The 13752-nt window shown below is 45.1% G+C and carries 11 protein-coding genes, 1 tRNA gene and 1 rRNA gene; 10 read left to right on the forward strand and 3 right to left on the reverse strand.

Going from position 1 to position 13752, the window contains the following annotated elements; all coding sequences use genetic code 11:
- Positions 1-22: 22 nt before the first annotated feature.
- A complete protein-coding gene (locus ACLWBD_RS07875) occupies positions 23-913 on the forward strand; it encodes a universal stress protein (RefSeq protein WP_413570484.1) in 891 nt (296 codons plus the stop codon).
- Here ACLWBD_RS07875 and ACLWBD_RS07880 read toward each other — a convergent pair.
- Complete coding sequence (locus ACLWBD_RS07880) at positions 893-1462, reverse strand: NADAR family protein (protein ID WP_413570485.1); 570 nt, start codon at positions 1460-1462, stop codon at positions 893-895. The genes ACLWBD_RS07875 and ACLWBD_RS07880 overlap by 21 nt on opposite strands.
- Positions 1463-1551: 89 nt before the next feature.
- Here ACLWBD_RS07880 and ACLWBD_RS07885 point away from each other — a divergent pair, with 89 nt between their 5' ends.
- From ACLWBD_RS07885 to ACLWBD_RS07900, 4 genes are all read left to right on the forward strand, one after another.
- Positions 1552-1938 carry a hypothetical protein gene (locus tag ACLWBD_RS07885; RefSeq protein ID WP_063209785.1) on the forward strand — a complete coding sequence of 129 codons (387 nt, stop codon included), beginning with the start codon at positions 1552-1554 and terminating at the stop codon, positions 1936-1938.
- Positions 1939-2001: 63 nt separating this feature from the next.
- Positions 2002-5127 carry an efflux RND transporter permease subunit gene (locus ACLWBD_RS07890; protein WP_413570486.1) on the forward strand — a complete coding sequence of 1042 codons (3126 nt, stop codon included), beginning with the start codon at positions 2002-2004 and terminating at the stop codon, positions 5125-5127.
- Between the two features lie 15 nt (positions 5128-5142).
- Positions 5143-5547: a hypothetical protein gene (locus ACLWBD_RS07895; RefSeq protein WP_413570487.1), complete on the forward strand. Its 405-nt coding sequence runs from the start codon at positions 5143-5145 to the stop codon at positions 5545-5547.
- 9 nt (positions 5548-5556) lie between these two features.
- Positions 5557-6810, forward strand: coding sequence for a TolC family protein (locus ACLWBD_RS07900; RefSeq protein ID WP_413570488.1), 1254 nt, complete (start codon positions 5557-5559; stop codon positions 6808-6810).
- Positions 6811-6844: 34 nt separating this feature from the next.
- On the opposite strand, the gene ACLWBD_RS07905 is transcribed toward ACLWBD_RS07900, so the two are convergent.
- Both ACLWBD_RS07905 and ACLWBD_RS07910 read right to left on the reverse strand, forming a co-directional pair.
- The gene (locus tag ACLWBD_RS07905; protein WP_216635275.1) at positions 6845-7807 is read right to left on the reverse strand and encodes a quinone oxidoreductase family protein; all 963 of its coding nucleotides are present in this window, start codon (positions 7805-7807) and stop codon (positions 6845-6847) included.
- A gap of 38 nt (positions 7808-7845) precedes the next feature.
- Positions 7846-8184 (reverse strand): FKBP-type peptidyl-prolyl cis-trans isomerase, encoded by a 339-nt coding sequence (locus ACLWBD_RS07910; RefSeq protein WP_063209792.1) that lies wholly within the window; start codon positions 8182-8184, stop codon positions 7846-7848.
- A gap of 116 nt (positions 8185-8300) precedes the next feature.
- Here ACLWBD_RS07910 and ACLWBD_RS07915 point away from each other — a divergent pair, with 116 nt between their 5' ends.
- The 5 genes from ACLWBD_RS07915 (at position 8301) to ACLWBD_RS07935 (ending at position 13751) form a co-directional block, all read left to right on the forward strand.
- Positions 8301-8978 (forward strand): hypothetical protein, encoded by a 678-nt coding sequence (locus tag ACLWBD_RS07915; protein WP_413570489.1) that lies wholly within the window; start codon positions 8301-8303, stop codon positions 8976-8978.
- Positions 8979-9297: 319 nt separating this feature from the next.
- Positions 9298-9642 carry an Hpt domain-containing protein gene (locus ACLWBD_RS07920; RefSeq protein WP_413570490.1) on the forward strand — a complete coding sequence of 115 codons (345 nt, stop codon included), beginning with the start codon at positions 9298-9300 and terminating at the stop codon, positions 9640-9642.
- 239 nt (positions 9643-9881) lie between these two features.
- The gene (locus ACLWBD_RS07925; RefSeq protein WP_413570492.1) at positions 9882-11411 is read left to right on the forward strand and encodes a methyl-accepting chemotaxis protein; all 1530 of its coding nucleotides are present in this window, start codon (positions 9882-9884) and stop codon (positions 11409-11411) included.
- Between the two features lie 587 nt (positions 11412-11998).
- A 16S ribosomal RNA gene (locus ACLWBD_RS07930) occupies positions 11999-13512 on the forward strand.
- A 162-nt stretch (positions 13513-13674) separates the two neighbouring features.
- Positions 13675-13751: transfer RNA gene (locus ACLWBD_RS07935), tRNA-Ile, on the forward strand.
- Position 13752 lies beyond the last annotated feature (1 nt).

Raw genomic sequence — 13752 nt, forward strand, 5'->3', positions numbered from 1 at the left:
AAAATATGTTATGCTTCAAAGAATGAGACGAGGAATGCTTGCACTCAATCCCATGGCCGGAGAAAGTAGCTCACTTGAGACTCTTTGTGAACAAGTGCGCCATTTGAAAAAAGACGGATTTCTGGATGAACTTTGCGTTGTCTCTGTCGTTCATAAAAGTTATTTCCCGTTTTCTTCAGAAACTTACAAAGAACGCCATGATGAAATCGTGAAAGACATTGAGCATTCACTGGCTTCGGGTCTGAAGGAAAGATTAGAATATCAAGACATTCAAATTCTTGAAGCTCCCTCATCCACAGACGACGACGTCGTTCGTACTATTTCAGAATGGATTTTTAAGAAAAGAACGAATTTTCTTATTCTCGGAGTGAATGGCCATCAAAATCTAGCTCACGGATCTTTAGGTGGCATCCCCTCAACAGCATCTTTTTTATCTCCAGTTCCTTTACTTGTCGTCAACGTGGCAGATCCGGTGCATGAAGAGTTTAGCTCCGCGCCAGCGGTTCTGTTTGCTGTTGACGCCTCCGAACCTCCCAGTCTGAGGGCGTTACGTCGGTTTGCTAAGATCGTCGAACCGCTCAAGGCGCGCATACACCTTGTGCACATCTTAAGAAAAAGAAAAATTCTAGGGCAGCGTCTGCGTCCGGTGGCGAATTTTGATAAAGCTCGCAGAGTCTTACTTGAGACGGCTCAGCAACTTCAAAATTTCGGTGTGGAATGCAGCATGGAAATATTAAAAGAGCAAAGGAGTGTGGCCTATACGCTCGCAAACTACGCCGAACGCAACAAGATCTGGATCACGGCAGTGACCTCACCGGTCCGAGATATTAAACATCGATTGCTGTGGGGCTCAACCACGCATAGTCTTTTGGGACATTTAAAATGTCCACTTCTAGTTTTGCGTACCAGCTAACGAAGCTCTTAGTTCACTGCGGATTTTTTCTAGCAGCAATCCCAGCTTGTTTTTTCCGGTGCGATCGCCGCAGTCGCCCCAATAACAATCGTTTTGAGTGTGCTCGAATATTTTTGCTTCACCCGTTGAAAGTAAAAGCTCTTTTAAATCGGGATAACGATTGAATTTATCACGCACGGCCTTTTCCATGATGCTATCTTTTCTGGCTTCCCAGTCCGCGCGTTTGGGAGTGCTTTTATCGCGTCCACGCAAAGCCGCCTCCATCGGGGTCGGAGCGCTCTTCACCCAATCTATCAGCTTGGGATCTGTGTACTTGTGGGCCTGATAATAGTGTTCACTTGTAGGCCACCACTGATTGTCAACGTATACCGGAAAAAGGGCGAAGTTGGAAAACTCTCCGTAGGCTTGTTTGGTTGAGTAAAAATCAAGAACTTCACCCTGAAATGGTGTTAACGGAGTGCGAGGAAATTGCTCATAGTGGGTCGGTTTAATTGAGGAGTGTGAGCAGGATGAGAGGAGTAAGAAAACGAAGATAGAAAGAGCTTTCATAAGACGGTTATTTCAGACTGAGACTTCTGCGTCAAGACAGGCCTTGAATCTTGACGGAACCCGGTCGTAGGCATACAGTCATAAAAGATATGACGCCTTCATTATTGCGCTCATTTTTAAAGCATCTGGTAAAGCCATTTTTATTGGCTTTAGGGATGCTTTTTTCGTTTCAAGTGGTGATGTCAAATCTGTCTCTGGCACAATGTCATACAGATAAAATAGCTACCGAAGCTGGCAGCACGGCTGGCATCGCCCACGATGATCATGCGGATCATTCCGAAGGTGAATCACATAGTGGGGATCTGGGATTTTGTTTATTTGGTCACTGTCACATGCACCACTGCTCAGTCCTAGTAACTGAGTTGTCGGTGAAAGTTTCAGCTTTTATTATGCCTAACAAGCCGGGGTTTTTAAAAGAGTCCCAGTTGCACTCGATATTGCCATTGGAAAAACCATGGCAACCTCCGCGCGTTTAATCTAAGCCAACATTCTCCAGCAATTATTTTCATCATTTTCTTTAGCGAAACTGAGGTTGTCGCATGTTGAACGCTATTATTAGGTTCGCCTTGAACCATCGGCTACTCGTGGTTGCCGCCACAGCTCTTATCGTCGTTTACGGAGCCGTCACCGTGAACCATCTTCCTATTGATGTTTTTCCTGACATCAACAGGCCCACAGTCACTATCATGACCGAAGCTCACGGAATGGCTCCTGAAGAGGTCGAAACTCGGGTCACATTTCCGATAGAGTCCTACTTAAATGGCCTTCCTGGAGTCGAAAGAATTCGTTCTCAATCCGGGATTGGTCTATCTGCTATCTATGTTGAATTTGAATGGAATACGGATATCTATCGCAATCGTCAGTTGGTCCAAGAAAAACTGGCTTTAGCAAAAGAGCGCTTACCCAAAGACATTTCTCCAACTATGGGTCCCATTGCTTCCTTAATGGGGCAGATCCAGCAAATCGCTCTTTATTCGGAAGATTCTTCCATCAATCCTATGGAAGTGCGTAACATCGCCGAGTGGGTTATTCGCCCTCGCTTGATGACTATTCCCGGAGTAGCGCAGGTCATATCTATCGGGGGAGGATTAAAGCAATATCAAATTCTTCTGTCCGCGCAAAAAATAAATAAGTACCAAGTGAGTCTGGAGCAGATCGATAAGGAGCTTTCTCAGATCAGTCAGAACACCACGGGTGGTTTTTTAGAAAAAGATCGGCAAGAGTTTTTGGTGCGCAATATTGGCGTTGTAGAAACGGTGGACGATATCAAGAATACAAAGATTGGTCTGCATTTTGGCCGTCCGGTTTTTGTAAAAGATGTGGCTGAGGTGGTGGAAGCTCCGAAATTGAAACGAGGTGAAGGCAGTTTCATGGGAAAACCTTCCGTCGTTATGACTATACAGAAGCAACCGGGAGCCGACACCGTGCAAATCACGGAAGGTGTTGAAAAAGCGATTCAAGAAATCAGTCCTTCGCTCCCGAAAGGTTTAGTTATCAATACGGATGTCTTTAAACAGGCCAATTTCATTCAAACTTCAATTCAGGGAATTCAAGGAAAACTAAAATGGGGAACTATTTTGGTTTTCGTTGTCCTGTTTATTTTCCTTTCGAATCTTCGCATGTCACTGATTACGCTCACTGCCATCCCGGTTTCGTTTTTGGCGACGGCTCTGGTGTTTAAATGGTTTGGTCTTTCAGTAAACACCATGACTTTAGGGGGCTTGGCAATCGCTATTGGAGAGTTGGTAGATGACTCGATTGTTGACGTAGAAAATGTTTTCCGCAGGCTTCGCGAAAATGCGAAACTCACTCAGCCACGTTCAGCCCTGAAGGTTATCTACGATGCGTCTTCAGAAGTTCGAAACTCCATTGTTCTGGCGACAGTGATTATCGTCATGGTATTTTTGCCGCTGTTTAATTTAACCGGTTTAGAAGGAAGACTCTTCACTCCTTTAGCCGTTGCTTATCTCACCGCACTTCTTTCTTCATTGATAGTTTCACTGACTGTGACACCTGTCTTGGCTTCTTACTTTTTAGGCCATTCTCACCTTAAAGAACATCAGGACACTCGATTTGTTCAGGTATTAAAAAAATGGGATAAAAAAGTATTGGAGTGGGCCCTTCCCCGGTCAAACCTAGTGATGATATTCACAGCGGGACTCATCGTGGTTGCTCTAAGTCTTTTGCCATTTATGGGTAAAGACTTTTTACCTCAGTTCAACGAGGGGACGGCGATGGTCAGTATCAGTGCTCTGCCGGGAACAAGCTTGAAACAGTCCAATGAATACGGCAACCAAGCTGAAGCGCTAATCCTAAAATCCAAAGAAGTAAAATCAGTTTCTCGCCGCACGGGGCGCGCAGAGATGGACGAGCATGCTATGGGTGTTCATGTCAGCGAAATGGATGTGGACTTCCATGCGGGGGGACGAAGTCGGGAAGTGGTGATAAATGAGATCAGGGAAAATCTGAATCAGGGTCTTCCGGGTCTTGCCGTAAATATTGGTCAGCCGATCGGCCACCTTATTGATCACATGCTCTCGGGTGTGAACGCGGCTATCGCCATTAAAATCTTCGGCCCCGATCTGACGACTTTACGAGAAAAAGCCGCAGAAGTGAAAGAAGCCTTGGAAGGAACTCCTGGCCTAGTCGATCTTCGTATCGAAAGCCAAGGTTTGATTCCACAAGTTAAAATTCACGTTCTTCGTGAAGAGGCCGCGCAATACGGTATGAATCCCGGCGAAATCACCTCTCTTTTAGAAGGGGCTTTCAATGGAGAATCCGTGGCGCAAGTGCTCGACGGCACGAAGGTGTATGACGTTTTTTACAGATTTGATGATAGCTCAAAGCAGACTCTGGAGCAGATGCAGAAGACGGTCATCAAGACCATGCCCGACGGAAGAAAGGTGTTGCTAGAGCAGGTCGCAGATATCTATGAGACCAATGGGCCCAACGAGATCAATCGCGAAAATGGACAACGTCGCATCGTCATTTCCGCTAATGCGAACAAACGAGATCTGGGAAGTCTTATCGCGGATCTACAGAATAAAGTTTTAGCAAAAGTGAAGCTACCCGAAGGCTACTACGTGGTGTACGGCGGGCAATTTGAAAGTCAGCAAAAAGCCACTCGTAATATTTTGCTTTTTGGTTTGATTTCACTTGCTGGTATCATCCTGGTTCTTTATTCGCACTTTAAATCAAGAACCATCACCGCACAGATTATGATCACGATTCCATTTGCATTTATCGGCGGAATTATTCTGTTGTTCTTCACGGATCGCACCATCACAGTTGCAAGTCTTGTCGGATTCATCACCCTTTGCGGAGTGGCTTCGCGAAACGGCATTATGATGATTTCGCATTACCTGCATCTGATGAAATATGAAGGAGAAATTTTCTCTAAAGAAATGATCATCCGTGGATCGCAAGAGCGCCTGGTCCCTGTGATGATGACCGCCTGTGTTGCTTCATTGGCCTTATTGCCTCTGGTTTTTGCCAAAGGAGAGCCGGGGAGTGAAATTCTTCACCCCGTTGCTGTCGTCATTGTAGGTGGTCTTATCACGGCGACCTTATTGGATATTGTGCTGACGCCCACACTCTTTTACCGCTTCGGTAAAAAGTCGGCAGAAAAATACACTCAAGAAACTAATAAATCAGAAATCTTATAATAAAAGGAATACACTATGAAAAATCTTATCTTTGCACTGGTATTTTGCTTCTCAATCTCATCTCTGGCGCACGAGGGACATCATGATGCACCCGGTATGGTGCAGGCTCCAAAAGGCGGCGTTATCAAATCTTTAGAAGAGTCGCATATTGAAGTTGTGGCTAAGGGAAGTGAGGTCAAAGTTTATCTTTATTCGAAGGATTTAAAACCTGCGGATGCAAGCCGATTTAAAATCAAACTGTCTGCCGAGCTTCCCAGAGCTAAGAAGAAAGAAGCTCTAGAGTTTAAAGCAAATGGAAACGTGCTTGAGTCGAGTTTTGATGCAAAGGGCGCGCATCGCTACACGTTGATCGTCAATATCTCTGATTCCGTGAGCGGACATGATGACGTGCTGAAGTTCACTGTGGAACCTCGAAAATAGAAGGTTGTAATGCAATTCAAAAAATATTTTCTAATTCTTCTAACATTGGGATGTAAATCCACGGCTTGGGGAGCAGAAAGCATTTCTTTTGATAAAATTGAAGAGCTGATCAAAGCTAAAAACCCCGTTGTCGAAGCGATGAAAGAAAAAGCAGAAGCGAAAAAGGCGAGGGAGGGGACTTTCGGCCGCTCCTTCTTGCCCGATGTCAGTGCTGAAGTTTCTCAAGAGAATTTTAAACTTGGAAGTGAAGTGGAAGACACACAATCGTCTTGGAAGGTCGAGGCAAACCTCAATCTTTTCCGGGGTGGATCAGACTTAAAAGAAGAACAATTGCGTGAGCTCGAAACAAAAAGTGCTCTGTCTGACGAGCGAAGATCGGTTCAGGAAGAACTGCAAAGAGCTTATGAGATTTATTGGCTTTTGGTTTTCAAAATGGAAGTTAAAAGTTCTTTAGAAAACCATTTGGCCTTATCACAGAAGAATCTAAACGAAGCCAATCGTCGCATCAACTCAGGCGTTGCGACCAGCACGGATCGCTTAGAATTTCAGATGAAGATGTCTTTGATCCGACAAGAGATTTCCTTGGTTGAGAAAGACATCCGCAATCTTTCAAAAAAACTGGGGATTGCATTAGGGAAGAATGATGCGGTTGTGCCACAAGGTCCTTTCCAACATGTGCATGACTGGGAGATTAACATTCAGCCCCTGAAAGTCGCGGATTTACCCCACGTCAAGAAAGCGCGTACCGAGGTTGAAATTTCAGAAGCACGCAAAAGTCAGTTGAAGTCAGGATATTTACCAGAACTAGATCTATATGCTGGATATTCAGAGCCCAACCAACGAGAAGAGCGTGACATTCCTTCAGCTTCAGAACGCCGGGAGTCCTACTTCGGCCTGAAGGCGTCTTGGTCTTTAGGTAAAGCCGTTGATGCTGGCGTAGAGCGCGGAAGTCTGCAAAAGGAAACAGCCGCAAAGACGAAAGAGCTTGATTACTTAATTAAACAAACTCAGGCAGATCAAGAGGCCGTTATGGATGGTTTAAAGACCTTGCATTCTTTTGTGCACGACGCCGAAGAAAATATTAAAGCGTCACAGGCTTATCTGGATGCGACTTTAAAAGAATACGCACGGGGAGTTAAAAACTCACCCGATGTGATGGAGGCGACGGAAAAGTATATCGAAGCAAAAAAAAGATATGCTGAAATCAATCGCGACTTCAACACTCTTTATTCGTCTCAGTTAGCTTTGCATTCTCAACGATAAAATAAAAGCACAAGGCCTAGAACCTTGTGCTTTTTTAGTGCACCTTCAGTGCAAGTTTACCTAAATGATGCTCACTCAAGGCCTGGTGAGCATCGACGACTTTTTCGAGCGGGAAAATCTGTGACACGTGCACTTCGAATTTTCCTGACTCCGCCATCTTATGAAAGCGTTCTAAGATTTCATGTTCGACATTCCCATCGTAAGTTTTCACTAAAGGAACGGTTTCAGTTGGGAGAGTCACTCCATTGGGGGCCACGACTCTTCCCTGGGGTTTTAGGCATTTAAAAAGTTCTTTGATTTGTTTTCCGCCAGCCGTCAGAAGAATTGCATCAAGGCCGTCTGGAATTTTCTGATTGATCTGTTCAACGAGATCTTCAGAATGCCCGTCTAAAACCACGTCGGGATTTAGTTTACTAACTAGGTTCACGCCGTCTTTTCCCGATGCTACGGCCACGACACGCGCTTTTAAGCGTTTTGCAATTTGCACAGCCAAATGCCCGATGCCGCCACTGGCTCCGAAGATCAAAATGCATTCTCCGGGTTTAAGATTTAAAGTGTCTTCGATTCCGCGCAATGCGGTGATGCCGACGCCGGACATGACAGCGGCTTGTTCTAGAGAAAGATTTTTCGGAACATGAAAAACAAGATCTTCGTCAATGGCGACGTATTCTGCATAAAATCCCCCTTTGGGATTTAGAAAGCCTGAGGCGTAGACTTTGTCGCCAATTTTAAAATTCTTTACGTTTGTGCCCACGGCTTCAATAACACCTGCACCTTCAGAACCTAAAATATAGGGGAAATGCGACTTTTCAGATTTATATTGTTCAAATTCACCATGAAGTTCAGCGGGATCCCAGGGGCCAACACCTGCATATTCGACGCGGATAAGAACTTCGTTAGCATCAAGAGTGGGTAAGGGAAGGTCTTGGGGCTTCAACTCCTCAGATCCTCCGAATTTATTGATAGAGATCGTGTGCATTGTTTGCGGCGAATTCATTTCCTACCTCCCTGATATGTATATCAGTATAGGAACATCTATTCGCGCGGGCGAGCCTCCAAAAGCTCGACGTAAAAAAGCAAATTGGAGTTGGGAGGGATTTTTCCCACGCTACGCTCTCCATATCCTAAGTGTGCAGGAACAAAAAGAGTGCGCTTTCCGCCTTCACGCATACCCATGAGGCCCATGTCCCAACCTTTAATGACACGTTTAGAACCGATCACAAACTGAAAAGGTCTGCCATGATCATAAGAAGAATCAAACTTCGTACCATCTTCAAGAAACCCTTCATATTGACAGATCAAAAGAGCCCCTTTAACAGCCTCTTTACCAGTACCAACAACTGTGTCCGTAATCTTTAATTCACTAGTGTCCATAAGAAACTGATAGCGACGATCAGGGGTCTAGTCAAGAAAAGGCACGAGGAACTCAATCTGCCGTCGGACAGAGATTTCCACTTGGAAAATACCTTTGTCGAAATTAGGCTTAAAATATGAAGACTTTGATTTTTGTTCTTAGTTTCCTTTTTATTGCGACGTCCTGGGCTGAAGACACTTGCGTCATCCATGAGGCGCAAGATCTCTATAAATACCAAGATCAGATTCTGGCTTTAGCTAAAAAAGCGAAGACACCCGAAGCATTAAAAAATGAAATGCAGAGTCCTCTGCGATGTCTTGTCGAAACATTTAAAGACAGCGACGACATGTTAACTAAATACGTTGCGGGCTCTTGCCTTCAACGTTTGATGGGCGGTCCCGAAATCCAAGGATTCAAAAAAAATAGAGCGCATGACATAGTTTTCCAATCTTTGATCAACCAGCAGTTAGAACAAAGTGATCTTCTCACCAAATCCGAAATTTCGGACTTCGCTCAGGGAAAATGGCAAGAGTATATCGATTTTTGTAAGGGAAGTGTCACCGAGCTTCTTTGCAGCGAACTTTTACCAACCAACGATCGTATTAAAGTGCAAAATGAAATGCTGGGCGCGACTTCTATGTTAGTTCTAAAAAGTGCCTATCATCAGTTTTCCGGAGAAACAAAAAGAAAGATTCACCAGCAGATCACCAAACTTTATCGCGAGACTTCCAAAGAATCTCCGCTAAAAAGACGGGTGATTGAACAAATCTACCGCGAAATAAATAAACCTTCTATCGAGCTTCGGGGCTCTTAAAAGCTCACACACAGTTTCTTTAATCCGCTTTCACAGGTGTATATGGTTCTCCATAGTGACCTCAGACGCTCTTGTGACGGCCCCCCTTTGAATGTTCGATTCTGAGAATGTTCACAACATTGTTAATTTATAAACACGATCGTTGAGAGTCTGGGGCCTCCGCCGATACTTTTAACTGAGGTCGTATTAATAAACGAACTAAAAATAGTCCTGGCGCGCGCAGATCTTCTCGATTGGTCATCTCTATCGAAGCCCTGCTGCAGTTTTATGGAACGTTAAGTTTGTATTTTTCGCTCGGCCTGCTTGTAGGAGGAACCAGATGAATAAACTAGATTTTAAGGAAGTTCTCGACAGGAATTTTTTAGGAGACTGGGATCTTTTCAAAATTGTTACCGACACATTCTGCGATACGGTCCCTGGTCAACTTGGCGACTTGAAAGCCGCGATAGCTTCCCGACAAAATAAAAGAATCAAAGAAACCGCCCATAAACTTAAAGGATCTGTGGCTCACTTTCACCATCTAGATCCCATAACAACGGCCAAGAGCATCGAAGAACAGTGGCAAAATCCGAACTACCCCGAGATGGAAGCATCTTTTATACGTCTTAACGGCGAAATATTAACATTGATGGCCGATCTAAAAACGATCTGCTCCGCCAAGTAATCCTAACACATTTGTAAAAGGGAGCTTCTTAGCTCCCTTTTAAGTTTTAACGGCTGTCTCAATTCTGATTCGCGTCCTTAGGTTTTCACATCTTTCATTTAAAAGCTTCTATAATACCGCTCATAATAAATGTTTAACTTTTGATGATAATTCTAATGTTACATCAAGAACGCTTAACAACGTCCCGATCTACTTAGCAGTGCTTTGTATTAAGTTGAACGTAGATGGAAGGGATTCTTATGAAATTCGCACTCAGTTTAAAAGCGAAACTTTTATTGCTCTGTAGCTTCATGGCTTTAATTCCGGTCGCTGTGGGAGGCATCTCTTACTTCGGATCGAACAAAATCAGTAACGACTACGAGGAAGTCTCAAACCGCGTTTTGCCAAATGTGCAACTGTCGAATGAGATGTATTTGAATTTTAGAAATGTGCGTATTGGCCTACGCAGTCTTGGGCTGCCCGGATTGACGAAGGAACAAGCCAAGGAATTTGCCGAACGTGTTGAACAAAATATCAGTGATTATGAGGAGCTTCGAAAAGAGTATATCTCGGTGCCCTTTTTGCCTGGCGAAGATGCTTTATGGAGTGAGGTTGATTCCACATGGTCTTCTTTCAAGCTGATTGGCGCCCGAGTTCTCAAGCACTATCAATCAGGAACGCCTGAAGATCTCGCGGCTATGAATAAAATATTTCTTACAGAATGTCCTGATTCTGCGGCGAAATACTCGAAAGCCATTGATGCGTTAGTCGCTTTTCATAAAGCATACGGAGAAGGATCTGTCACTAAGGCGCGAACGACCGCTAAAAACATGGGCTTTTCTATCACCCTAGCCATTGTCTTCGGTGTCGCCATTGGTCTCGGGGTAGGAGCATTTTTCGCATTTAGTTTAAGTAATAGTATTAAGAAAGTTTCTGAAGAACTTGCTTCAGGTGCTCATCAAGTCGAAGATGCTGCTGGTCAGATTTCAAACTCGTCTCAGTCTCTAGCTCAGGCTTCCTCTGAGCAGGCCGCATCATTGGAAGAAACCGTGGCGACTATGGAAGAATTAACCGCCATGGTGAAGATTAACAGCGAAAATTCGAAGCAAGCGGCATCCTTGGCGCTCTCCACGCGTGAGGTTGCGGTAAAGGGTGAAAGCGAAATCCAAACTCTGATTCAAAGTATTCAGGCGATTTCGGCTGACTCTAAAAAAATTGCCGACATTACTTCTGTAATAGATGATATCGCCTTCCAAACGAATCTTCTGGCTCTTAACGCCTCAGTTGAGGCTGCTCGGGCCGGGGAGCAAGGTAAGGGCTTTGCTGTTGTCGCTGAAGCTGTTCGCAATTTAGCTCAGCGAAGTGCTGAATCTGCAAAAAGTATTACATCGTTGATCAACGAGAGCGTTGAAAGAATCGAGCAGGGAAGTTCACAGGCCAATCGCGGTGGTATTGTCCTTACGGAAATCGTGAATGCTGTTAAGAAGGTTGCTGATCTTAATAGTGAGATGGCGACGGCCAGCGAAGAGCAGTCCAATGGCATCACGCAAATCGGTAAAGCCATGAACCAATTAGATCAAACGACGCAAGAAAATGCTGCTATATCTGAAGAAGCCGCGGCTGCCGCGGAAGAACTCTCTGCTCAGTCGCAATCTCTGCTTCGCAATGTGAATGCACTAGAGTCGGTTGTCTCTGGAGAGTCCGCTGAAGAAGCTTCTTCAGCGAAGAGCGGTCGTTCTCAGGTTTTTGGATCCGCAGAAGGTGCTTTTGCTCGAAAAGTTGGCATCTAGAAGAGTTTAGAAAGAATTTTGGAAAAATATTTTTGGCGAGGTTTGAGAGTCTTCTTTTAAACTTCGCCTTATATTCGAGCAAAAAGCCCCTTTTTAGGTGATTTTTTCAGCAGAGGGGTTGATTTTGCTTAAAAATAAGGCAAGATGTGTCGTATCAATGCCCTCAATATGGGCATTAAAAAAGCTTGCAAGCGCCGGCAATACCCACTATAAACCGTGCTTCCTCGCTAAGTCGTTTCGGAATTATCCAAACAAGCTAAGTGCTAAACCATTGATTTGTATTCGATGTTTTGCATGAACGCTCTTTTAGCGAGAAACACGAATCCTTTTTCATAAAACGTTTTATTAAGTTTTTTTTGAAAAAGTGATTTTAGGGTGTTGACAAGGCCGCAAGGTTTCGATACAACCGTCTACCTCGTCGCTATGAAACATTAACGATGAGTAAGAATTTTCGCTCTTTGAAAACTGAATAGCTAGAATGATAGATTTTTGGGCTCTTAGAATATTAAGTAATTAATATTCACAATTTCAAAAATAAATTCGAACAAACACAGCGTAAGCTAGTTGTTTGGTTGAGAACAGAATTATAACTGGAGAGTTTGATTCTGGCTCAGAACAAACGCTGGCGGCGTGCCTAATACATGCAAGTCGAACGGGGAAAGTAGCAATATGAGTACTAGTGGCGCACGGGTGAGTAACGCGTGGATAATCTGCCTTGAAGAGGGGGATAACTAGTCGAAAGATTAGCTAATACCGCATAAGACCACAAGAACTGAGGTTCAAGGGGTCAAAGGTTTTTCGCTTCAAGATGAGTCCGCGTAAGATTAGCTAGTTGGTGAGGTAATGGCTCACCAAGGCAACGATCTTTAACTGGTCTGAGAGGATGATCAGTCACACTGGAACTGAGACACGGTCCAGACTCCTACGGGAGGCAGCAGTAGGGAATATTGCACAATGGAGGAAACTCTGATGCAGCGACGCCGCGTGAGTGATGAAGGCCTTCGGGTCGTAAAGCTCTGTCGCAGGGGAATAACACAATGAATGTACCCTGTAAGAAAGGATCGGCTAACTTCGTGCCAGCAGCCGCGGTAAGACGAGGGATCCTAGCGTTGTTCGGAATCATTGGGCGTAAAGCGGGTGTAGGTGGCTTTGTAAGTCAGATGTGAAAGCCCAGGGCTCAACCCTGGAAGTGCATTTGATACTGCGAAGCTTGAGTGCTAGAGAGGTTACTAGAATTCTTGGTGTAGTGGTGAAATACGTAGATATCAAGAGGAATACCGGTGGCGAAGGCGGGTAACTGGCTAGACACTGACACTCAGACCCGAAAGCGTGGGGATCAAACAGGATTAGATACCCTGGTAGTCCACGCCGTAAACGATGGATACTTGTTGTTGGAGGTATTGACCCCTTCAGTGACGAAGCTAACGCGTTAAGTATCCCGCCTGGGGAGTACGGTCGCAAGATTAAAACTCAAAGAAATTGACGGGGGCCCGCACAAGCGGTGGAGCATGTGGTTTAATTCGATGCAACGCGAAGAACCTTACCTAGGCTTGACATGTACTGGAAGACTGGCGGAAACGTCGTCGCCCGCAAGGGCCGGTACACAGGTGCTGCATGGCTGTCGTCAGCTCGTGTCGTGAGATGTTGGGTTAAGTCCCGCAACGAGCGCAACCCCTGCATTTAGTTGCCAGCATTCAGTTGGGCACTCTAAATGGACTGCCGGTGTTAAACCGGAGGAAGGTGGGGATGACGTCAAGTCCTCATGGCCCTTATGCCTAGGGCTACACACGTGCTACAATGGTGGTCACAAACTGAAGCGAAGCCGCAAGGTGGAGCAAATCGGAGAAAAGCCATCTAAGTTCAGATTGATCTCTGCAACTCGAGATCATGAAGTTGGAATCGCTAGTAATCGCGGATCAGAATGCCGCGGTGAATACGTTCCCGGGCCTTGTACACACCGCCCGTCACACCATGAAAGTCGGCTGTACCAGAAGTCGCTGCGCTAACCGCAAGGAGGCAGGCGCCCAAGGTATGGTCGATGATTGGGGTGAAGTCGTAACAAGGTAGCCGTAGGGGAACCTGCGGCTGGATCACCTCCTTTCTAAGGATTATCCGGTCAATCTTCACTCGGGACTTGTTCTCGAGTAAGTTAAAATGACCCAATCTTAGGTCAACTCACTCTTCCCGAGTGGGTGAGTCCCAAAAATCTTATCTAGCTATTTAGTTTTGAAAGAGTGAAAGCTCTTTACCTCGCATCTAACAAGGGCCAGTAGCTCAGTTGGTTAGAGCACACGCTTGATAAGCGTGGGGTCGGAAGTTCGAGTCTTCCCTGGCCCACCAA

The organism is Bdellovibrio sp. HCB117 (assembly GCF_047305915.1).
In the GTDB taxonomy this organism is placed as follows: Bacteria; Bdellovibrionota; Bdellovibrionia; order Bdellovibrionales; family Bdellovibrionaceae; genus Bdellovibrio; species Bdellovibrio bacteriovorus_B.